Origin of the sequence: Bartonella sp. AD13SXNS (genome assembly GCF_042196465.1) — a bacterium.
Lineage (GTDB): Bacteria > Pseudomonadota > Alphaproteobacteria > Rhizobiales > Rhizobiaceae > Bartonella.
The window spans coordinates 141,729-164,988 of record NZ_JBHIQI010000003.1 but is presented as its reverse complement, the minus strand read 5'-3'; the positions used below and the strand labels follow the sequence as shown (position 1 = coordinate 164,988).

Here is a 23,260-nt window from a genome sequence, read left to right as displayed (position 1 = left end):
GGTATTTGATGCCAATTTGTCAACATAACTAAGGAGAGTGAACGTGGCTCGTATTGCTGGAGTCAATATCCCGACAAATAAGCGTGTAATTATTGCACTTCAATATATCCACGGGATTGGACCAAAATTTGCTCAGGAAATTATTGAACGGGTTGGCATTCCTATAGGGCGTCGTGTGCATGAGCTTTCAGATGCCGAAGTGTTGCAGATTCGTGAGGCGATAGATCAGGGCTATCAAGTTGAAGGTGATCTTCGTCGTGAAGTGGCTATGAATGTTAAGCGTTTGATGGACCTTGGTTGTTATCGTGGATTGCGGCATCGTCGGTCTTTGCCTGTCCGAGGACAGCGTACGCATACGAATGCTCGTACGCGTAAGGGGCCTGCTAAAGCAATTGCCGGTAAAAAGAAATAAGGGCATTTGTATAAGGTTTTTTATATATTCTTTTTTTGTTCTATTTGTTTGACAAGGAAAAGTAAGGTGGAGCTGCTGATGTTACGGCAGTGATGAGATCGTTGAAAGGGAAATTATGGCCAAGGAAGCCACACGTGTTCGTCGTCGCGAACGTAAAAATATTTCATCGGGTGTTGTACATATTAATTCAACATTTAATAACACAATGATTACTATTACTGATGCTCAGGGAAATGCGATTGCATGGTCGTCTGCTGGTGCTCAGGGATTTAAAGGGGCCCGTAAATCTACACCTTTTGCCGCTCAAGTTGCTGCGGAAGATTGTGCGAGAAAAGCGCAAGAGCATGGTATGCGTTCTTTGGAAGTTGAAGTTTGTGGTCCTGGTTCAGGGCGTGAATCTGCTCTACGTGCGTTGCAATCTGTTGGTTTTGTCATTACTTCTATTCGTGATGTAACACCAATTCCTCATAATGGATGTCGTCCTCGAAAAAGACGGCGTGTTTAATTGGGTGTTGTTTTTTTGTTGTCGGAGATTTCTCTGATGTTCACATTGGTCGTTACGATTGAATGGTAACGGAACTAAAGAACGGGAATAAAAATATGATCCAGAAAAACTGGCAGGAACTTATTAAACCCAATAAGGTTGAGTCATGTGCGCATGATAATCCAAATATTACGAGCGTGATTGCTGAACCTCTTGAGCGGGGCTTTGGCTTAACGTTAGGAAATGCGCTTCGTCGTGTTTTGTTATCTTCGCTTCGTGGTGCGGCTATTACTGCTGTGCAGATTGACGGTGTCTTACATGAATTTTCGTCAATTCCTGGTGTTCGTGAAGATGTTACAGATATTATTTTGAATATCAAAGAGATTGCGCTTCGTATGCAAGAAGAGGGGCCTAAGCGTGTCGTTGTTTATAAAGAGGGTCCTGGTGTTGTGAGAGCGGGAGATATCAATACCGTTGGAGATATGGAAATTCTAAATCCAGATCATGTTATTTGTACTCTTGATGAAGATGCTGAAATTCGTATGGAGTTTATTGTCAATACAGGAAAAGGCTATGTTCCATCTGATCGTAATTGTGTTGATGATGCACGCATAGGACTTATTCCAATTGATAGTCTCTATTCACCAATTCGTAAAGTGTCTTATAAGGTAGAAAATACGCGTGAAGGTCAAGTTCTGGATTATGATAAATTAACGTTGACGATTGAAACAAATGGTGCTGTTAATGGAGAAGATGCTGTTGCTTTTGCCGCACGTATTCTTCAAGATCAATTGTCGTTATTTATCAACTTTGAAGAGCCACAGAAGGAGGCTGTTGAAGAGACTGATTCTGAGCTTTCTTTTAATCCTGCACTTCTCAAAAAAGTGGATGAATTAGAACTTTCAGTTCGTTCAGCAAATTGTCTTAAGAATGATAATATTGTTTATATTGGTGATCTTATTCAAAAAACGGAGTCTGAAATGCTTCGGACACCAAATTTTGGTCGCAAGTCGTTGAATGAAATTAAAGAAGTCTTAGCATGTATGGGGTTACATCTTGGAATGGAAATTCCTGCATGGCCGCCTGAAAACATTGATGATCTTGCTAAACGCTATGAAGATCAGTATTAAAATTAGAATTTAAGGAGAGGGCTTATGCGCCATAGTAAGTCAGGCCGCAAGTTGAATCGGACTGCCAGTCACCGTAAAGCGATGTTTGCAAATATGGCAACTTCGTTGATCGAGCATGAGCAGATTGTAACAACATTGCCAAAGGCTAAGGAAATTCGTCCTATTGTTGAAAAACTCGTTACTCTTGGTAAGCGTGGTGGTTTGCATGCGCGTCGACAAGCAATTGCAGCACTTCGTGATGCAGGGAAGGTTGCAAAATTATTTGATACGCTTGCGCCACGTTATGCATTGCGCAATGGTGGGTATTTACGGATTATGAAAGCAGGGTTTCGTACCGGTGATAATGCGCCCATGGCTGTTATAGAATTTGTTGATCGTGATGTCGAAGCGAAAGGGGCTGGGGATCGCGCTCGTATGGAAGCTTCTGAGAATGAAAAGGAAACTTCTTCGTAAAGTTTTTTTATTCTGTTGAATTTTTAAAGGCCGCCTTGTCTTGGGCGGTTTTTTTGCGGGAATTTTTAAGTTATTTTACTTGAAAAATAGATGCAGAGAGAAAATTATAGGATATTGAATTATCTGATTTTTATAATATTTATTATTTAAATAAGTTGTTTTTATTCTCTATTATGAAATATTAATAAGAGAGCCTTAATTTGCGGGGATGTGTTTTTTTAATTCTATTAATTTTCAACAGAATATGCTGATTTTATAAGGAGTAGATTATGAGGTATTCTTTTTGGGTGCGGCTTTTTTTAGCGATTATGATACCGATATCGTTTGATCATGCATATGCTCATATCCCTCAAACACAAAAAGAAATCACTCTTTCATTTGCTCCGTTAGTTAAAAAGACAGTTCCATCTGTTGTAAATATTTATGCAGCTCGACAAATTAGAGCACGATCACCTTTTGAGGGTGATCCATTTTTTGAGCAATTTTTTGGTCGTTTTCAAAATAATTTTCCTGTCCGTAAGCAATCGTCATTAGGATCAGGGGTGATTGTTGATGCACGGGGTTTGATTGTTACAAATTACCACGTCATTAAAGATGCAAGCGAAATTAAAGTGGCTTTTTCTGATGGGCGCGAGTTTGAGAGCAAGATCGTACTCAAAGATGAAGCAACTGATATTGCTGTTCTTGAAGTTGATGCAAAAGATGCTCAATTTCCCGTTTTACCTTTGGGAAATTCTGATGCTGTTGAAGTTGGTGATCTTGTTCTTGCTATTGGTAATCCTTTTGGTGTTGGTCAAACGGTTACTAGTGGAATTGTTTCAGCGCAAGCGCGTACACGTGTTGGAATTTCTGATTTTGACTTTTTTATTCAAACAGACGCTGCCATTAATCCAGGGAATTCTGGTGGCGCTTTAATTGATATGAAAGGTGAGTTAATCGGGATTAATACGGCTATTTATTCGCGTTCGGGTGGTTCTGTAGGGATTGGTTTTGCTATTCCAGTTAATCTTGTAAAAGTGATGCTTGATACTGTTAAACGCGGTGGAAAATATTTTGTGCCGCCTTATATTGGGGCATCTTTTCAAAATGTTACGCCTGATATTGCTGGTGGGTTAGGTTTAGAACGTCCCTATGGTGCTCTTATTGTTGAAGTTATCAAAGATAGTCCCGCTGAAAAAGCTGGTTTGAAAGTGGGCGATGTCATTTTGAGTGTGCAGGGGATGCGCGTTGATAGTCCAGATAGTCTTGGGTATCGTTTGATGATCGCGGGCATTGGGCATAGTCTTGATTTAGAATATTTACGAAGTGCAAAAACTTTAAAAACACAAATAATGCTTTCATCGATTTCGGAAACTGAATTTTTAAAATCTGAAAGAATTACGGGTGAAAATCCTCTTGCTGGTGCTGAAGTGTTAGATTTAACGCCGCAAAATAGTCGACGTTTTAATCTTCCTATATCTGCAAAAGGTGTTGTGATTACTAATCTTGATGAAATGAGCAATGCTGCTGGAATTTTTCGGTCAGGAGATATTCTACGTGTGGTCAATGGCCATAAAATTCAAACAGTTCATCAATTGAAAAAGATTCTTATGCAAGCTCGTTCGCGTACTTGGCAATTGGAATATGAACGTGATGGTATGTATATTCGCCAATTTATTCGTTGAGGTTTTTTTTTGAAGAAAGATTTTTTTACTTCGTCGTTTGATCTTCAAATTCATAAAAATCGGCCACTTGCAGAAAGAATGCGCCCTTGTTCTCTCAATGATGTTGTGGGACAAAAGCATTTGATTGGAGAGGATGGTTTGCTTTCACGTATGGCGGCAACTGGTTCAATTGGATCGATGATTTTTTGGGGGCCTCCAGGGACGGGAAAAACGACTGTTGCACGTTTGTTAGCGCTTGAAACAAATTTTGCGTTTGAACAAGTTTCTGCTATTTTTACAGGCGTTTCTGAACTTAAAAGGATTTTTGAAGGTGCACAGAGACGTTTTATCTCTGGAGATAAAACTCTTTTGTTTGTTGATGAAATTCATCGGTTTAATCGTGCACAGCAGGATAGTTTTCTTCCTGTTATGGAAGAAGGTACTGTGGTACTTATAGGAGCAACAACCGAAAATCCTTCTTTTGAGCTTAATGCTGCTCTTCTTTCGCGGGCACGCGTTTTGACATTTTTTCCCCATGATCATGAAAGTTTGAACATGCTTTTGAGGCGCGCTGAAGAAGTGGAGGGAAAATGTCTACCCTTGGATAATGATGCTAGAGACGTTTTGATAGAAATGTCTGATGGTGATGCACGGGTAGCATTGACATTGGCAGAGGAAGTTTGGTCTATTACACCATCGGGAGAAATTCTTGATGTTGTTGCTTTGCAAAAAGTTATTCAGCGCCGTGCGCCCATTTATGATAAAGGACGAGATGGGCATTATAATCTCATTTCAGCTTTGCATAAATCTGTTCGTGGATCTGATCCTGATGCAGCGCTTTATTATTTAGCACGTATGTTGGATGCTGGTGAAGATCCTCTCTATATTGGGCGAAGATTGGTTCGTATGGCTGTTGAAGATGTTGGTTTGGCAGATCCTCAAGCTCTTGTCATTTGTAATGCGGCAAAAGACGCCTATGATTATTTAGGATCACCGGAAGGAGAACTGGCTTTGGCACAGGCATGTCTTTATGTTGCAACTGCGCCAAAGTCAAACGCAACATATCTCGCGTATAAAGCAGCATTGTATTGTGCTCGCAAAAATGGCTCTTTGCCGCCTCCTAAGCATATTCTTAATGCACCTACGAAATTTATGAAGGAGGAAGGGTATGGAGATGGTTATTGTTATGATCATGATGCACCAGATGCTTTTTCAGGGCAAGAGTACTTTCCTGAAAAACTTGGGCGTCAGAGTTATTATAAACCAGTTGAGCGTGGTTTTGAACGTGAAATTGTGAAACGTCTTGAATGGTGGAAACAATTGCGCCAAAAACGTAAAAATCAAAAATAACATTTAAATTGAAATACGTTTTTTATTGATTTTGAATTTATTGGTTATCCCTTATATAATTGTATGAACAATTTAGCTTATTTTTAGATACTTATTTCATTGCTCGTAGAGCAATTTTTTTATTGGTATCTTCAAAAACAGATATCTTTTTACAGATTCAAATTGAAAAAATATTTCATTAAAATATTAAACTACTTTGATTTTTATGATTTTAATTGGATGCAATATGGTGTGATTTTGATTGATGATGCGTTTTTATGTGATTAAGAGCTAGGGGAGCTTTTCTCTATTAAGGACTTAATCAAAGGGATAAACAGAAGGGCTATAGAACATTGTGTTGAAATTTAAATTGTTCCTTTTCTAGAGAGATATAAATGTGTTAACTTGCTCTCCTAGGAAGTATTGTTTTATTGGAATTTATTTTGTGTCATAAGATAAGCAATGCCAGTTCTTTATTGTGATGCTCATGGTATGTTATATGGACATAAGGTAGGGATAGGAATGCAAATAGTCTGTGAAAATCTAAACTCAAGACTTTAGTTAAATTAAAAGTACAGTGTAAAATTTAAGTGTTAGATTATTTATGAATCGGTCAAGGATATAGTCGTGGATAAAACAAAAGCTCTCGATGCTGCTCTCTCACAAATTGAACGTTCTTTTGGTAAAGGCTCAATTATGCGTCTTGGGCAAAAAGAGCAGGTTGTTGAAATTGAAACAGTTCCAACAGGGTCATTATCCTTGGATATTGCTTTAGGGATTGGTGGATTACCCAAGGGGCGCATTGTTGAGATTTATGGACCAGAAAGTTCTGGGAAAACAACATTGGCTCTCCATGCTATTGCTGAGGCACAGAAAAGTGGTGGGATTTGTGCTTTTATTGATGCAGAGCATGCACTTGATCCTATTTATGCGCGTAAGCTTGGTGTTGATTTAGAAAATTTGTTCATTTCTCAACCAGATACTGGTGAACAGGCATTGGAAATTACAGAGACGTTGGTTCGTTCTGGTGCAGTTGATGTGCTTGTTGTGGATTCTGTTGCAGCTTTAACACCGCGTGCGGAAATCGATGGTGAAATGGGGGATGCTTTGCCTGGATTGCAAGCGCGATTGATGAGTAAAGCATTGCGAAAATTAACAGCAGCGATTTTTCGCTCTAACTGTATGGTTGTTTTTATTAATCAAATTCGCATGAAAATTGGGGTGATGTTTGGTTCGCCTGAAACAACAACAGGGGGAAACGCTTTAAAGTTTTATGCTTCTGTTCGTTTGGATATTCGTCGCATTGGGTCTATTAAAGATAGGGATGCAATCGTTGGTAATCAGACGCGTGTTAAAGTGGTGAAAAATAAATTGGCACCTCCATTCAAACAGGTTGAGTTTGATATTATTTATGGTGAAGGCATTTCTAAAGTAGGTGAATTGATTGATTTGGGTGTTAAGGTTGGTATTGTGGAAAAATCTGGTGCATGGTTTTCTTATAATTCTCAGCGTTTAGGACAGGGGCGTGAAAATGCAAAGCAGTTTTTACGTGAACATGCGGAAGTTGCTACAGAAATTGAAGCTGCTTTGCGCCAAAATGCTGGTTTGATTGCCATTGAATTGTTAGAAAATGCAGGTTCAGAAAATACAGAGAGTGATGAAGCCATTTGATGGAGCGTTTTTTCATCTATAATTTTTTCCCTTTAAGATTTTTTCTGTTTTTATTTGTTTGAGTTTTTAAATATACAGTCATTTTTTCTCAATTTTTTTGAACAAATATTCCATTCTTTGATTAAATTGACTCCATGCGTGGCAAAGAGGATATTTAATGAGGGGGATTTTTCTTTTATGGTTTTGTACTGTATTGAGCAGGTGTCGGTATGAATAGTGTTAATAACATTCGGTCAACATTTTTGGATTATTTTCATCGTAATGGGCATAAAGTTCTTTCTTCTAGCCCACTTGTTCCACGTAATGATCCTACACTTATGTTTACAAATGCAGGAATGGTGCAGTTTAAAAATGTTTTTACTGGACTTGAAAAGTCCCCTTATAAGCAGGCAACAACGGCACAAAAATGTGTTCGTGCGGGTGGAAAGCATAATGATCTTGATAATGTTGGTTATACGGCACGCCATCATACATTTTTTGAAATGCTGGGTAATTTTTCTTTCGGTGATTATTTCAAAGAAGAAGCCATTTTTTTATCATGGAACCTTTTAACAAAAGAATTTTGTCTGCCAAAAGATAAACTGTTGGTGACAGTTTATCAGAGTGATGATGTTGCTGCTGAACTATGGCGTAAAATTTCAGGTCTTCCAGATGAAAAAATTGTCCGTATTGCGACGGCTGATAATTTTTGGGCGATGGGAGATACAGGACCCTGCGGTCCTTGTTCAGAGATTTTTTATGATCATGGTGATGAAATCTGGGGGGGGCCACCTGGAAGTGCTCATGAAGATGGGGATCGCTTTATTGAGATTTGGAATCTTGTTTTTATGCAGTATGAGCAGATTTCCAAGGAAGAACGTGTTGATTTACCTCATCCTTCTATTGATACAGGCATGGGGTTAGAGCGTATTGCTGCTGTTTTACAGGGTGTTCATGATAATTATGACATTGATCTTTTTCGTGCATTAATTGCTGCTTCAGAAGAAATTACAGGGATTGAGGCAAAGGGTGATTTTATTGCCAGCCATCGTGTCATTGCTGATCATCTTCGCTCGTGCGCATTTTTGATTGCTGATGGTGTTCTTCCTTCCAACGAAGGAAGAGGATATGTTTTACGTCGCATTATGCGTCGTGCTATGCGTCATGCCCATCTTCTTGGTGCTAAAGAGCCTTTAATGTGGCGGCTTTTGCCTGCTTTAATTCGCGAAATGGGACAAGCCTATCCTGAATTGGTGCGTGCTGAGTCTTTGATTTCAGAAATTTTGAAGTTAGAAGAAATACGCTTTCGTAAAACACTTGAACGAGGACTTGGTTTGTTAAATGAAGCGAGTAGTCTTCTTAAAGAGGGAGATCATTTAAATGGTGAAGTTGCTTTCAAGCTTTATGATACCTATGGTTTTCCGCTTGATTTGACGCAAGATATGCTTCGGCGTCGCGGAATATCTGTTGATGTTGATGCTTTTGATAAAGCGATGGAACACCAAAAAGAGGAAGCGCGTGCTCATTGGTCTGGTTCTGGTGAAGCTATAACGGAGACAATTTGGTTTTCTGTTCGTGATAAGGTAGGGGCGACAGAATTTTTAGGTTATGAAACAGAAAAAGCTGAAGGCATTCTTACGGCTCTTGTGTGTGATGGTAAAATTGTTGATCATATTTCTTCGGGGCAAAAAGCCATTCTTGTGGTAAATCAGACTCCTTTTTATGGTGAATCTGGCGGGCAAGTTGGTGATAGCGGTATCATTTCTGGTGAAGATTTTGTTTTTGAGGTGTATGATACTCAGAAAAAGGGTGATGGTGTTTTTATCCATATTGGAGAAGTAAAATCTGGTCAGGCATCGAGGTCTGATTGTGTAGAACTAACCGTTGATGGTATTCGTCGTAAAAAAATTCGTGCAAACCATTCTGCTACCCATTTATTACACGAGGCTTTACGGCAAATATTGGGGGACCATGTTACTCAAAAGGGTTCTCTTGTATCGCCAGATCGGTTGCGTTTTGATTTTTCTCATCCAAAATCTGTTTCTTTGGAAGAATTGAAAAAAATAGAAGATTTAGCCAATGAGATTGTTTTGCAAAATAGTAAGGTCGTAACGCATCTCATGGATGTGGATGAAGCCATTTCTAAAGGAGCCATGGCATTATTTGGTGAAAAATATGGTGATGAAGTTCGCGTTGTTTCTATGGGGAAGCAGTGTCACCAAGAGGGATTAAAAAAGCATTGGTCAATAGAGCTTTGTGGGGGCACACATGTGGAGCGAACAGGCGATATTGGTTTGATCCATATTGTTTCTGAAAGTTCTGTTTCGGCAGGAGTGCGTCGTATTGAGGCCTTAACTGGCCAAGAAGCACGTTTTTATCTTTGTCGCCAAGATGAGCGTATTCATGAGATCGCTGATCTTTTAAAAACGTCTTCTTCTGGTTTAGAAGAACGGGTGCGAATTTTGCTTGATGATCGTCGTAAACTTGAAAAAGAGTTGAATGATGTACGCAAAAAAATGGTGTTGAGTGGTGGTATAACAGAAAGTAGTCAAGATGATATTACAATCATTAATGGGCTTTCTTTTCTCGGACGCATTGTCAAAAATATTTTACCACGGGATCTTAAGGCATTCGTCGATTCTGGAAAAAAACAAATTGAGTCTGGAGTGGTTGCTTTTATTAGTGTTTCGGAGGATGGAAAAGGCAGTGCTGTTGTTGGCGTTACGGATGATTTAACGGATAAGTTGAATGCTGTTGATCTCGTTCGTATTCTTTCAGCTGTGCTTGGTGGTCGAGGTGGTGGTGGTCGTCCTGATATGGCGCAGGCTGGTGGTCCTGAGGGAAACAAGGCTAGTGAGGCATTTGCGGCACTAAAAGATTTTCTTGAAAAAAATTAAAGAATGAAATCATTCTGCATAGGTATTTTTCACATTGTTATATTTGGTTGGCATCTATGTATCATGAATATCTGTCTGGTGTATTTCTGAAATGCAGATACAGCGTAATTGGGGAAAATACAATTGTAAAGATAAAGACAGTGTTTGCCTTTATCACCACTTTATCATTTGGCTTTATAGCTTCCAAGTGTTTCAGGAGTCACCTTTTTAAGATAAGATAGATTATGCAGCACTTCATGCTTTACTGTGTATTCTTTTACTAGGAAGACTAGTTATTGTGTTGCTCTTATAGATTTTTTGAAGAAACATCTCTTTTTATGAAAGGAAAAATACAAGATTTATTGCATACGATTATCCTTATAAAGTTATAAGCTATCATTATTCGATTAGTTTTCAAATGAATAAAATTTCTTTCCTTGAAAAGGCTTATAAAAGAGTTGTTGTATCTTAGAAGCTATTATTTTCATTTTGCTTGTTATGTACAAGAAAACAGTTTTTTGGTTTATTATTAAAAGGTCTTGAAAGGAATATTCTCCTATCTTTATAAATCTTTATTTTAAGTTATAAAGTAATGAATTATCAATATAAATCAAAGGAATATAACATAAATATAAATATTTAGATTAATATCTAATTTATTTATGATAAAATTTCTTTAATATATTGAATTATAATGATAATTTATCGTTTTATCTTTTGAACAAGAGCTACGAATATTCGTAGGGTTTTATTATTTCAAATTCTGTGTATGTTAAATTAATCAAAACCACTCACGAATGTCGTTGTGAAATGGGCTTAAGAGCATTGAGAAATGTTTCTTAAAAAAAGTCATATGAATGTGCAAAACAATGATGTTCTGTTCTTTATGAGAGGACTATAAAGAACGTGATAAAAAAAGTGCAAAGCAATACATAATATTCATTATTTAAAAGATATTTCTTTAGTTCGTTTTGAAATTCGTAAAGCTAAGTTAAAAGAAGACGGTAAAACTGGAAATTGTTTTTACCTTTACATCTTTATATTTTCCCTAAATGAGAGTGTGTACTCGTCAATATGCACAGATATAGGGAAATATTTTTGTCCCAATCTAGTAAAATTGCAATAGCAGAGAAAATACTAAACTGTTTTAATATTTTTCTTAAATACCTAAAATGGATTGTAGCATTTTTAGAAATCTTTTTACTTGTATCATATAAGCACTCTTGTTATCTTGAGGAGGATTTTTTTGCATAAGATCTATGAAGAGTATCATTTTTATGATGCTATGGCTTCATGTAAGAGGATGACGTTTTCATTTTCTCCTTCTTTTTCTGATGGTTTGATTGTTAAACCACTGGCTTTTAAGAATTGAGAGAAACGGCCGCCTCTCTCGATTAATTCTTGAAAGCTTCCTTTTTCAATTAAATGACCATGTTCTAGAAAGAGGACTACATCAGCATTGCGTACTGTTGAGAGGCGATGTGCTATAATGAAAGTGGTGCGATTATGGCTTATGCAATCAAGGGCATTTTTGACACGTGCTTCTGTTTCAACATCAAGAGCGCTTGTTGCTTCATCTAGAATGAGAATAGGGGCATTTTTTAAAACAGCGCGTGCAATTGCTAGTCGCTGTTTTTCTCCACCTGATAATTGAGATCCTCGTTCGCCCACTATTGTGTTATAATAATCAGCTTTCTTTAGAATAAAATCGTGAGCTTCTGCTATTTTTGCTGCTTCATAAAGTTCTTCATTCGTTGCGCTCGCTTTTCCTATTGAAATATTGTCATGAATAGTACGGTTGAAAAGACCCGAGTCTTGAAATACTGTTGCTAGAGATTTGCGTAAAGATTCGCGATTGATCGAGCATATATTTATTCCATCAATGGAGATATGCCCAAAGGTAGGGTCGTATACGCGCTGCAACAGATTGATCAATGTTGTTTTTCCAGCCCCTGTTGGTCCTACAATCGCAACAGTTTGTCCTGCTTTAACCTCAAAAGAAATGTCAAAAACACCTTGAGAAGAATTTGGGAATTGATAGGTCACGTGATGAAATTGTATGGTGCCTTTAACATTTTGGAGGGAGGGAAGATTTTGCGGTTCGTTAATATGAAAGGTTGAGTCTTCCATTTCAAAAAATTCTTGCAGTTTTGCTTGTGAGGATATTGCACAGTGAATAAAATTGCTCATTTGGTCTAGGCGGCTAATCATGAGTTGTGCAAATCCAACAAAAGCAACGACTTCACCTACTCGTAATTGATCTTTTGCAACAAAAAAAGCTCCAAGGAGAAGAACACAAACGATTGAAATTGTTGAAGCCATTCGATTTAAGCCACTGGCGAGCGCCCACCAATTGAGAACAGGATTTTGTGCTTTAAGCAGAGCATTTGTATGTTGGTGCAGTATGGAAGTTTCTTCTTTTATTCGGTTATAACTTTGTACAATGGAAACATTAGAGATTGAATCATTGACATGTTTAAAAAGGTTATGATGATAGCATTCTACAGCGGCTTGTCCGTCTTTTGTTTTTCGCATCACTAAACGTGCAATTAATACATAGATGATGGCAAGCACAACCAAGACTATTGAAAGGCGCCAATTCATATTAAAGGCTATGGGGATGAGAACCAATAAGGCGACAAGCGTTGAGAGATGTTGACGCATAAAATCAAGCCATATGGTTGACATGGAATCTATAGCGCGCAAAAGTGTATGGAGTGCGTTAGACGTTCCGCGTTGTTGATGCCAAATTAACGGCATGGCAATGATACGTTCGAAAGATTCTGTTAAAACCGTTAAGCGACGTCTATGGGCTAAGCGGTCTGCACCGCGAGCAACAAGGACATAAGCGATAATATGTGAAAGTCCAAAACAAACCCAAATGGCAAGAGTAGAGATGATCCCTGTTTTTTCTGTAATAGAATCGATAACCCGTCCAAATAAAATAGGTTCTGCAATGGTGATAATCGCTAACATAACATTAGCGGTACAGATTAAAAGGGATGCATTTTTTTCTCTGTTTAGGTAAGTGAGAACACGTGCATAGGTTTTGAATAAGGACACTGTTAATTATCTCCATTCGCTGTTAAGCGTAAAGGCTATTGATTTTTTTATAACGCTTAAATTTTTAGCTAATAAAATTTGGACGTTAAGAAAAGGCAATTTTGGATACTAACTGTAATATGGTGTGATAAAGCCAACTAAAGTATGAATTTTTGTGTTTATATTTGTGCTTATAAAGGCGCAAAAATAGATCAATAAAATTATCAGGCAAGGGAACTTTCATGGCAGGCGTAGAAATAAAAAAAGTTGAGACAGATGAAGATGGAATGCGCTTAGATCGTTGGTTTAAAGTGCATTATCCAGGACTTGGTTTTGGAGCTTTGCAAAAATTGTTGCGTTCTGGTCAGATACGGGTTGATGGTGGACGTGTTAAAGCCGATACGCGTCTTTGTATAGGACAGGCTGTTCGTATTCCACCTCTCCCTATTAATGACAAGGAAAATCTTTCAATAACGGATAAAACACTTCGTGGGCAGGATGATGGGACCGTTTTAAAAAAGTTGCTGCTTTATGAAGATCCAAAAGTATTTGTTTTTAATAAACCAGCTGGGTTGGCTGTCCAAGGAGGCTCTGGTTTAACACGTCATATGGATAGTATGCTCGAGGTATGGCGCAATAAAAAAGGTGAAAAGCCGCGTTTGGTTCATCGTCTTGATCGTGAGACGTCGGGTGTGCTTATTGTTGCGCGATCAAGGGGAGCTGCTCAGTCTTTAACAGCTGCTTTTAGAGCGCGAGAAACAAAAAAGATTTATTGGGCGTTGGTTCGGGGCGTGCCTAAAAAAAAGCAGGACAAAATTTCAACGTGGATGGTTAAGGAAATGACTGCACAAGGTGACAAAATGCGTGTTTGTGAACATGGGGAGCCAGATTCACATCATGCGGTTTCCTACTATCGCGTTTTAGATACGCGAGGGCGGGCTCTTTCGTGGCTTGAAATGGAACCCTATACAGGGAGAACACATCAGCTTCGTGTGCATGCAGCCCATATGGATCATCCTATCATTGGCGATTCAAAGTATTTTTTTTCTGATAGTAATTGGACATTACCAGGAGGAATTCAAAATCGTCTTCATCTTCATGCACGTCGTATTCGTATTCCTCATCCTTCAGGAGGAATATTGGACATTGTTGCACCTTTACCACCTCATATGGTTCAAAGTTTTAATCTTTTGTCTTTTAATGAGAGTGATGCTGAAACAGAGTAAAAAAGCTTCGTTTATCCTTTTTGATTAGTAAAAATTTTGTCTATAAATTTGATGAGATGGATATGGCTTAATTTGAAGAGAGCTTTAGTAATCGCTATGAGAAAATGGTGTTTTTAAGTGATGAATTTGGAAATATCATAGGCTTTCTTTCTACAGCTCTTTATCCATATTGATTGTATTGTTATTTTTGGATATAGTGTATCGTTTAATAATCTGAGTTTATGAAGCTGCTCCTTTGAATTATCTACAGAGGTCATATGTTGGGGAGGCATGTCTGTTGAGGGAGATGAGTTAGATAAAATCTGAAAGATATTTACTAAAATAGTGAAAGCAATTTTAGTTTTTTCATGGGGAATAATGGAGGCATTTTATAGTAATGCTGAGGAAAAGTAGCCTCTCAAAAAATTCCTGTTGTCAAGGAGTTTTGTTTTGTTATCAATGTGGTTTGATATGCTTATAGTATAGATTTATGCTTTGTATCTTTGCTTACACAATGAAGCCTTCTTAGCAAAGCTCTCCTTTCAATGACCAATTATTTTTCTACTTACTTAGTTTATCCAAAAGACTATCTTTCATAAAAGAAGAAATAAGTTTTTAGTATCTTAATGCTTCATCGAAGTGAACTCATCACATTGAAAAAATATCTAGACAAAAAATTGAAGATAAAACGTCAGGTGCATTTTATTGCTCTAAGGAGGGCTTGAACACTTTTGTTTTTTCTAGTGAACAAAAACAGATATTTATTATGGGAACATGCAAAGGGGGGGTAAGTTGAAATTAGGAGTGACTGATGGGATCATTATTGATTGACGTTAATAACGTCTCAAAAATATATCGCAACATTGACAGAGGAATTGGTTTTAAAAACAAGGTGTTTTCTCTCTTCAAGCCGGATTATACAAATCATCATGTGTTAAAAGATATGAGTTTCACCCTCTTTTCAGGGCAATCGTTAGCAATTCTTGGCCCTAACGGAGCGGGTAAATCGACACTGATTAAAATACTTGCTGGTATACAATTCGTTGATAAGGGAAGTGTTAAAGTCTTGGGATTTAATCCGTATAAAACCAAGAAAGATCTGTTTAGACAGTTGGGTGTGGTCTTTGGTCATAAGAGTTGTTTATGGTGGGATTTACCCTTACGCTACAGTCTGGATATGGTTCAACCATTATATGGTCTTGAACGCGCCTCTTTTACCCGTGATCTTAAAGAGATCGCTGAGTTACTGGGTCTTGAGCATATTATGGATAAGCCAGTGCGGATGCTTAGTCTGGGTGAGAGAGTGAAAAGTGAATTGGCATTTAATCTCTCCTTTAGACCTAAACTGTTGTTTCTCGATGAGCCAAGTATTGGTCTTGATATTACATCTAAGCATGAAATCAGGGAGCTTCTTAAAAAACTGAAAAAGGAGCGTGGCACTGGATATATCATCACAAGTCATGATATGGGAGATATTGATGGATACGTTGATGATATTATTCTCTTGCATAAAGGAAAGAAACAGTTTCATGGTAATCTTCACGCGCTTAAAAATGTCATTCCTTCTTTGGTGAGAATAACGTTTTTTTGTGAACACATGGCTGTACCTTCAGCTGTTGTAGAAAAAATTGATGAGATTGCGTTGAAATTATCTACTCCTTTAAAAGATAAGCACTTTAACGCTGAAGAATGCTCGCTGGAGGTTTCGCTGCCCCGTGAGGATTTTGCGCATTTTGTACGCGAAATTACAACCAAATTGAACTGTACGTTCTCTGTATCCACTCCCTCGCTTGAAGAGATGCTCCGTGTTAAATTTAAAGAATTTATCTAACCACTGCTTTGGTATGTTTCTTTTTGCCAAGAATGGATTACTCACTGTTCTAAGTGATAGAGCAATGTTTTTTACCGATATTATCATTGGGACACTTTCGCCATTTGTTATTCAACTTCTATTATGGAATGCACTTTTCTCTGATACGGGCAACACCATAAATGGCTTTAGCTTTTATGATATGATGTATTATTATGCTTTTGCTTTAGTCCTAGGTCGCTTAAATAATGGTTATAATGTGATTAAGTTTTTCTCTCATCATGTTAAAGAAGGCCAATTAGAAGTATATCTTACAAAGCCCTTTAGTTATATGACACAAATGCTTTTTACTTTTTTAGGGGAGAGTGTATTATATAGCATCCCATTATTGGCTCTTTTTATTGTTAAGCTTGTTTTATCCTATGAAAATATTCTGGGATTGGTCATCTCTTTTCTGTTCTTTTTTCTCATGGTTATTCTATCACAATTGCTTTGTTTTTTACTCTCTTTCGGGATTGCCTTATTAAGTTTTTGGGTGATTGAGTACAATATATTACTCTCTTTCAGTATTCTCAGTTCAGCGCTTCTTGGGGGTGTTCTTTTACCACCATCTTTTTGGCCGGTGTGGCTTATTCCGCTTATGCAATTTAATCCTTATCGTTTCATGATATCCGCTCCTGCTGAGTTTTTCGCGACGCAAAATTTAGCGTTGTTTCAGCAGTTTATTTTCGGAAGTTTTACTTATATTTTGTGTTTTTTATGCTTAATTCATATTGCTTGGAATAAAGGAATGAAGATGTATTATGGAGCGGGCGGTTGAGATGAAAATAATCCTTCATTTTATCAGCCTGAATATCTGCCGACAGATTGTTTATGGTAAGAATTTGGCTGGGGAGTTTATTCTTTCTCTATGCTATTATTTTATTCAATTCATATTTATTGATAGAATATCTTCTTTTTCAGGAAAGATCGGTAACTATAGCAGAGATGAAATCCATTTTATCTTTGTTGTCTTTGTTTTACTTGGGATATTTTTGAATATTTTTACTAATTCTATTGAAACGTTTTTTGAAAAAGTAGCGGATGGTAAAATTGAACCATACTTGATAAAGCCTGTTTCAATCTGGTTGTTGATGTTGTTTGGTTGGTGTAAACCTCTTAATCTGATAAAGCTCTTTGTTCTTTATGTTAGTGCCTATTTATTAGTATCATTACCAGATATGTATGATCTTAAGCTCAGATGGGTCTCTTTTGTTGTTGCAATATTTTGCGTTTTTATCGTCAATATTTGTTTTTTCATGATGTTCAATTTTATAACATTTATTATTAGCCGTAAGATGCCTGTCGAATATTTTCATGAAATGATTTACGAGCTTTCATTTGTACCAATAGGAATTTATCCCTCAAGCATTGTAAAATGGCTTTTGTTTATGCTTCCCATGGCTTTTTCTGCTTCCTTGCCTGTGTCATTGTTGCTTGGTAAAGGCGAATGGAATATTGGATATCTTCTGTTGAGCGCTTTTCTTTCCATGGTCATGACTTTCATAAGTTATAAGAAAACAATGCGTAAATTTAATGGATTAGGGGGATGAGATGAAAGTCATCATGATTATAAAAATAAAAAATTGAGTGAAAATTCTATCGTACTGTAAAATATCGTTATTTATGCTGGCGGTATAGGGCATGTAAAATTTACACATGAGGATTTTTTATTAGACATATTCATGCATAAAATCGGTTGTATTTCTATAGCTATGAGCAAAGAATTTACAATAAAAATCAGAGAATTAAATTTCTTGGTTTTAGATCAGTTTTAGTTTGAGTTTAGATGGCCGCTTGATGACACAAGCCAATGGTAAGATGGTGTACAATATTAGTACTGCTTTCTCATCTGAGCAAAATTTATTTTTGTTGCGTTTATAGTGCTAAAAAATTGTCAAAGATGGATAATTTTTATATGTGTAGAATGTGGTTATTCGTGCGGATTTTGTTGGTGCATTCAATATATTATTACGTGGATGAGATTTGGCTTAAACAATAAGAAAATTGACAGAATAAAGCTTTTAAGTTGCCCGATAGAAAGCTATGAGCTGCGCTAAACAACATGATAGCTCTTATCAAAACAACAATAACATAATAAATATGTTTCTTTGTTGTGCTTGTAAACAAAGAGAATGATACTTATTTTTATTGTGAATTTCTTATTTTATGTTATAATTTTATTTAAAGTAAATAGTATTGGTATGTCATATTCTGTTATTATTATAAATACTATTATTGTTTAATTAAAAATATACAATATAAACATAATGTATTTATAAATTATATAGTATTTTTATTTATATTATTTTTAAATATGTTTAATAATCGTCTCAACGTCATGATAGTCAAATTTAATTGTATCGCTACGCTACGTTTTTTATAGGCAAAAAATGAAGAGTTTAAGCTCATCACATCATTCAGGTAATTCATCTAGTCTTTTAGGTATTGGGATGAAATAAAATCAGCAGGATAAGGGGGAGCAGTGATAGTGGCACCTATCGAGACGGTTAGAGGTGCTGTTCTTGGAGGAATTGCAGGAGTAGCTGGGGGGGCGGTTGTAAACAGGTGGGGGGCAGCTGCACTGTTAATCATAGGAACTGCTACAAGGGGGGAGCACTAGATGCCAAACAGGTGTGAGTATGAATGGCGCTCTGTTGGGCGGGACTTATAGGAGCCGTGCATTACGCATTATCAATGCTGGTACTAAATTTATAGAATATCTGCAATATATCTCTAAAATCATAATAATTTTGTAGATATGTTAATGAAAAATGTATCTAAGAATATTATTAGAATATCTTTTAATGGTATATTATTTATATATTCTATATATTTTAATTCATAAATTTTAAGTGTTATGTATAATTTAAATACTATTAATATTATTAATAAATTTATTTAAACTATATTATGCTTCTAAATTATGCTTCTAAAGCGCATATTAAAACTGATATTCTAAAAAATCATCAATAATAGTCATTTTATTTTTTATAGTATTATTTATTTAAGTATCTTTCTATAGAGATTATGAGATATGTTATTAATAAAATTATGTTTTTAAATTTGGCTAAAAAATAAAGAGAAATCCAGACAGCTGCTTTTTCAATAAACAAAAATAATGCTTTAATTTGATGTTGTAAAATAACTGATAACAATCATATATTTTTGATTATCAGTGATGAAAATAATGTGATTTTTGATATCGATCTTGAAAAGATTGAGAACTTTTTCGCTTATCACTCATATCTTCTTACCAAATTTTTTTTAAAATTATATAAAGCAAAAAATAAATGCTGTTAAGTTATTAGCATTTATAATGAGTTTTTTATTTTCCAGTTTTGTGATTATTTTTGCATTTAATAATGCATTAACACCATGTGTGGTTCATTCTAAAGTTTTGTTTAAAATTATATAAGTAAGTTCTATTTTGATTTGTTATTGCATCGCCCGTATTGATGTATAACAAAAGCGTTTGAGACAATATAAGATCACAAGAATAAATTTTTGATTGGGCATATAAACTACCGGTTGTTTATAGATAAAAAAATCTATGCATGTCAAAGTTGCATAAGTTTTTTCTCTTCAAAATGCGTATTTGAGTTAATTTTTTGTGATTGATAGCTTTTCTATGATGAAAATACTTGTGAGTTTATTGGGATCCATTAGATATTTATGAATTTTACATATCCACTCAAAAATATATGATAATATAAAAATATAGAATAATATAATTTTACGATTATTGTGGAGTTCATTTTGATAAACTGAAAAACATAACGCTGAGCATTACAAATATTTTCAAAAAATGCTTTTATGAGGTGTTATTTTGTTTCTTTATGGTTTATCTTTTTAACCTTGGTTAGAGAGAGTTTGTATTCATTATCTATTTCTCTATTGTATCTTGAAAGCGTGGAGCATTATTAATATCAAAAAGTCATGATCGGGGAAGGTAATGAGCTTAAACTGAAGTCATTCCGCGATTCTGTAGAAACGAATTGTCGTAAAATCGTTGGAATGTTTAATGGCTTTATGAATTAAAGTTGGCGTTTTCATCAAGATTATCTCTTATCTCGTTTAGCTTTTTCACTCAAAGACCTAAGCTTGTTCTTACGCTAATTTTTTACTTGGTTAGCTATTTTTCCTTATAAGAATGCAAAACTATTTTTTAGAATACTTTAATGAAATGTTTTTGGATTTTCTATAAAGTATAAAAAATTTATATTATGCTATTATATAAAAACATTATGTGTAACTAAAGAACAACGTAGTAATATTTCTTGTGTTATAATTTTAATAATATTTATAATCTTAAAGATAAAAACGTCATAAAAACAGTGACATAATCATATCTTAATATATTTTTACTCATAAATTATATAATTTAAAAACACAAATCAAATAATTGACAATATTAAATAAATATGTAACGATATATTATAAATAAATATAATATAAAATTATAATTAAAATTTATTTTGTATTATATTTTTCTTCTTAGAAAATAAAGACACATTATTGATAGATGATGGGATGTTTTTTTAGAGGGTACAGTAAAGAAAATTTATTTTATTGAATATTATAATAGGTGATTATGATGAAAATATTTAAGCAGTGTATATTATGTGTTGTTGCAGTGGCTATTTTCTTTTCGCAGGTTTTAGGAGCTAATGCCGATTCTTTAAATGGTAGATTTCAAAATGCTGGTTTTATTTCTATAATGTCACAGGAAAATAGAGTTATTAGAGCTGTTGATATGGTTATTAGCCAATTTGGAGGACAAAGCAGAAAAAAAGATGTCCAAAAGGTGGCTGGTTTGATAGGGTTTGAGACAGCGATTTTTGGTTTCATCGCATATCTTGTATATTTCTTTACTAGAAAGCCACCGGATCCTAGCTCAAGCGTAGGTGAAAGAGCATTCACTGCTTTTGCTTATAGTGCATGGGCTTTGTAGTAAAAGATATTTCCTTAATAAATTTTGAATTGTTCTGTTATTGAATATTGTATATTAAATAAACCGTGATATTCAATCACGGTTTATTTATTTTTTACTCTTAATGATGTTAATAAGCTCATCCTTTTATATCATTAAGATATTGTTGGGGGGGATGGCAGTCTAGGGGGCTTTAATTTAAATAATCAGCTGCTTTTTAAAGTTAATTAATTTTTTTCTCTTCAAAATACGCATTTGAGCTAAGTTTGTATTTGATATTTTTTCTATGATGAAAATGCATATGCTTTAATTGAGATATTCATAAACTTTGCATATCTACTCAAAAAATACATGGTAACATAATCTTATGGTTATTATGGATTTCATTCTTATCAACTGAAAAAGTATAGTGATGAGATTACAAATGTTTGCAAAAAAATACTTTTATTGGAATCTTTTAGTCTCTTTGTAGTTTACAATTTTTTTTATCATTTTATCTTAAACAAGGAGAATGTGGATTCATTTCTATTTCTTAATTTTGTCTAAGAAGGGTGGAGTTATACGAATGTCAAAAAAAGTCATGATCGTGGAAGATAATGAGCTTAATATGAAGCTATTCCGTGATCTTGTAGAAGCGAGTGGCTATGAAACCGTTGAAACGCGTAATGGTCTTATGGCATTAGATTTGGCACGCTCATCAATGCCATCTCTTATCCTTGTGGATATCCAGTTGCCAGAGGTATCAGGCATAGATGTTATTAAACAATTAAAAGAAGATGAAGAACTTCGATCAATCCCCGTTGTTGCTGTAACAGCCTTTGCTATGAAGGGAGATGAAGAACGAATTCGTGCAAGTGGATGTGAAGAATATATGTCAAAACCTATTTCTGTCCCTCATTTTATCACAATGGTAAAGCACTTCTTGGATTAAAGCTTTGTTAAGTGATGGTGGAAAAAGATATTGAACAGTTTATCAGATAGTTGAAATTATATTGCAATTTTTTTGTGCCTTAGCACGTGAATATGTCCAAGTTACCAAAATAAATTTTAAAAATTGAAACTGAGGTTTTGAATTTTGTTGGTCTATTTTTTAGTACTTGTCTAAAGAGGAGCAATTATTTTGCATCCTTGTTTTCTCCTAACAGGTACAATTTGTCTCTGTATTCATTTAAAAATCTATTTTAAAAGGCAAAAAAGCCCCGTTTCCATCTGAGGCTTTATGCATTGAACAAAAATTGAAATTAACGCTTTGAAAATTGGAAAGAACGACGCGCTTTCGCTTTACCGTACTTTTTACGTTCAACAACACGGCTATCACGGGTAAGAAACCCACCTTTTTTCAAGATTGAGCGAAGCTCTGGTTCGTAATAGGTTAAAGCCTTGGAAATGCCATGGCGTACTGCACCGGCTTGTCCAGAAAGTCCACCACCTGCAACAGTTGCAATAATATCAAATTGGGTATCTCTGTTTGTTGCAACAATTGGTTGACGAAGGATCATTCTAAGTACAGGACGAGCAAAATATTTGTCAAATTCCTTATTGTTAATGGTAATTTTTCCAGAACCTGGTTTAATCCATACGCGAGCAACAGCGTCTTTACGCTTTCCTGTTGCATAGGCACGTCCTTGTGAATCAAGCTTTTGCACGTGAACAGGAACAACATTTTCATGTGTTTCTGCAACACTTGTTGCTATGCTAAGCTCAGAAAGAGAATTAATTTCAGCCATAATCAAGCAATCCTTTTATTTTTGCGGTTTAAAGCACCAACGTCAAGAGATTCGGGCTGTTGTGCTTCGTGTGGATGTTGATTTCCAGCATAAACACGTAGATTCCTCAATTGACGACGACCAAGGGGCCCACGAGGAATCATGCGCTCTACTGCTTTTTCAATAACACGCTCAGGAAAGCGCCCCTCAAGAAGCTGACGGGCTGTACGTTCTTTGATTCCACCAATATAGCCGGTATGCCAATAATATTTTTTATCGGTATATTTTTTGCCGGTGAGAGCGATTTTATCTGCATTGATGACAATAACGTTGTCACCATCATCAACATGTGGTGTAAATGTGGCTTTATGTTTGCCACGTAAGCGGTTCGCAACAAATGTGGCAAGACGACCTAAAACAAGGTTTTCTGCGTCAATAATAACCCATTTTTTCACCACTTCAGTTGGCTTTTGTGAAAAAGTTGCCATAGAAGTATCCTTTAATTAAAACCCTTTAACATAAGGGAAATTTCATTGTTGTGCGTTGAA

At 35.8% G+C, this 23,260-nt stretch carries 18 protein-coding genes; 15 read left to right on the top strand and 3 right to left on the bottom strand.

Going from position 1 to position 23,260, the window contains the following annotated elements; all coding sequences use genetic code 11:
• Positions 1-43: 43 nt before the first annotated feature.
• The 8 genes from rpsM (at position 44) to alaS (ending at position 9,998) form a co-directional block, all read left to right on the top strand.
• Positions 44-412: a 30S ribosomal protein S13 gene (gene rpsM / locus ACFIMQ_RS03930; RefSeq protein WP_375608626.1), complete on the top strand. Its 369-nt coding sequence runs from the start codon at positions 44-46 to the stop codon at positions 410-412.
• Positions 413-527: 115 nt separating this feature from the next.
• Positions 528-917 (top strand): 30S ribosomal protein S11, encoded by a 390-nt coding sequence (gene rpsK, locus ACFIMQ_RS03925; protein WP_007347762.1) that lies wholly within the window; start codon positions 528-530, stop codon positions 915-917.
• A 95-nt stretch (positions 918-1,012) separates the two neighbouring features.
• Positions 1,013-2,026, top strand: a complete 1,014-nt coding sequence (locus ACFIMQ_RS03920; protein WP_375608627.1) for a DNA-directed RNA polymerase subunit alpha — start codon at positions 1,013-1,015, stop codon at positions 2,024-2,026.
• A 24-nt stretch (positions 2,027-2,050) separates the two neighbouring features.
• Entirely contained in the window at positions 2,051-2,479 is a 429-nt protein-coding gene (gene rplQ, locus ACFIMQ_RS03915; protein WP_375703440.1) for a 50S ribosomal protein L17, read from the top strand.
• A 269-nt stretch (positions 2,480-2,748) separates the two neighbouring features.
• Positions 2,749-4,143 (top strand): DegQ family serine endoprotease, encoded by a 1,395-nt coding sequence (locus ACFIMQ_RS03910; RefSeq protein WP_375703439.1) that lies wholly within the window; start codon positions 2,749-2,751, stop codon positions 4,141-4,143.
• A gap of 9 nt (positions 4,144-4,152) precedes the next feature.
• A complete protein-coding gene (locus ACFIMQ_RS03905) occupies positions 4,153-5,472 on the top strand; it encodes a replication-associated recombination protein A (RefSeq protein ID WP_375703438.1) in 1,320 nt (439 codons plus the stop codon).
• 606 nt (positions 5,473-6,078) lie between these two features.
• Entirely contained in the window at positions 6,079-7,122 is a 1,044-nt protein-coding gene (gene recA / locus ACFIMQ_RS03900) for a recombinase RecA (RefSeq protein WP_375606702.1), read from the top strand.
• Positions 7,123-7,331: 209 nt separating this feature from the next.
• On the top strand, positions 7,332-9,998 hold the full coding sequence (alaS, locus tag ACFIMQ_RS03895; RefSeq protein WP_375616187.1) for an alanine--tRNA ligase: 2,667 nt from the start codon (positions 7,332-7,334) through the stop codon (positions 9,996-9,998).
• 1,254 nt (positions 9,999-11,252) lie between these two features.
• Here the strand turns inward: alaS and ACFIMQ_RS03890 are convergent.
• Positions 11,253-13,040 carry a glucan ABC transporter ATP-binding protein/ permease gene (locus ACFIMQ_RS03890; RefSeq protein ID WP_375616188.1) on the bottom strand — a complete coding sequence of 596 codons (1,788 nt, stop codon included), beginning with the start codon at positions 13,038-13,040 and terminating at the stop codon, positions 11,253-11,255.
• A 221-nt stretch (positions 13,041-13,261) separates the two neighbouring features.
• On the opposite strand from ACFIMQ_RS03890, the gene ACFIMQ_RS03885 reads away from it, so the two are divergent.
• From ACFIMQ_RS03885 to ACFIMQ_RS03855, 7 genes are all read left to right on the top strand, one after another.
• Positions 13,262-14,245 (top strand): RluA family pseudouridine synthase, encoded by a 984-nt coding sequence (locus ACFIMQ_RS03885; RefSeq protein WP_375616189.1) that lies wholly within the window; start codon positions 13,262-13,264, stop codon positions 14,243-14,245.
• 790 nt (positions 14,246-15,035) lie between these two features.
• Positions 15,036-16,055, top strand: a complete 1,020-nt coding sequence (locus ACFIMQ_RS03880; protein WP_375703437.1) for an ATP-binding cassette domain-containing protein — start codon at positions 15,036-15,038, stop codon at positions 16,053-16,055.
• Positions 16,030-16,854, top strand: coding sequence for an ABC-2 family transporter protein (locus tag ACFIMQ_RS03875; protein ID WP_375703436.1), 825 nt, complete (start codon positions 16,030-16,032; stop codon positions 16,852-16,854). The genes ACFIMQ_RS03880 and ACFIMQ_RS03875 overlap by 26 nt, the downstream gene beginning before the upstream one ends.
• Complete coding sequence (locus tag ACFIMQ_RS03870; RefSeq protein WP_375616192.1) at positions 16,838-17,626, top strand: ABC-2 family transporter protein; 789 nt, start codon at positions 16,838-16,840, stop codon at positions 17,624-17,626. The genes ACFIMQ_RS03875 and ACFIMQ_RS03870 overlap by 17 nt, the downstream gene beginning before the upstream one ends.
• A gap of 938 nt (positions 17,627-18,564) precedes the next feature.
• On the top strand, positions 18,565-18,696 hold the full coding sequence (locus ACFIMQ_RS03865) for a hypothetical protein (protein WP_375703435.1): 132 nt from the start codon (positions 18,565-18,567) through the stop codon (positions 18,694-18,696).
• A 1,974-nt stretch (positions 18,697-20,670) separates the two neighbouring features.
• The gene (locus tag ACFIMQ_RS03860; protein ID WP_375703453.1) at positions 20,671-21,027 is read left to right on the top strand and encodes a hypothetical protein; all 357 of its coding nucleotides are present in this window, start codon (positions 20,671-20,673) and stop codon (positions 21,025-21,027) included.
• 544 nt (positions 21,028-21,571) lie between these two features.
• Positions 21,572-21,937, top strand: a complete 366-nt coding sequence (locus ACFIMQ_RS03855) for a response regulator (RefSeq protein ID WP_273724078.1) — start codon at positions 21,572-21,574, stop codon at positions 21,935-21,937.
• A 310-nt stretch (positions 21,938-22,247) separates the two neighbouring features.
• On the opposite strand, the gene rpsI is transcribed toward ACFIMQ_RS03855, so the two are convergent.
• Positions 22,248-22,733: a 30S ribosomal protein S9 gene (gene rpsI / locus ACFIMQ_RS03850; protein WP_375616193.1), complete on the bottom strand. Its 486-nt coding sequence runs from the start codon at positions 22,731-22,733 to the stop codon at positions 22,248-22,250.
• A gap of 2 nt (positions 22,734-22,735) precedes the next feature.
• On the bottom strand, positions 22,736-23,200 hold the full coding sequence (rplM, locus tag ACFIMQ_RS03845; RefSeq protein WP_375616194.1) for a 50S ribosomal protein L13: 465 nt from the start codon (positions 23,198-23,200) through the stop codon (positions 22,736-22,738).
• Positions 23,201-23,260 lie beyond the last annotated feature (60 nt).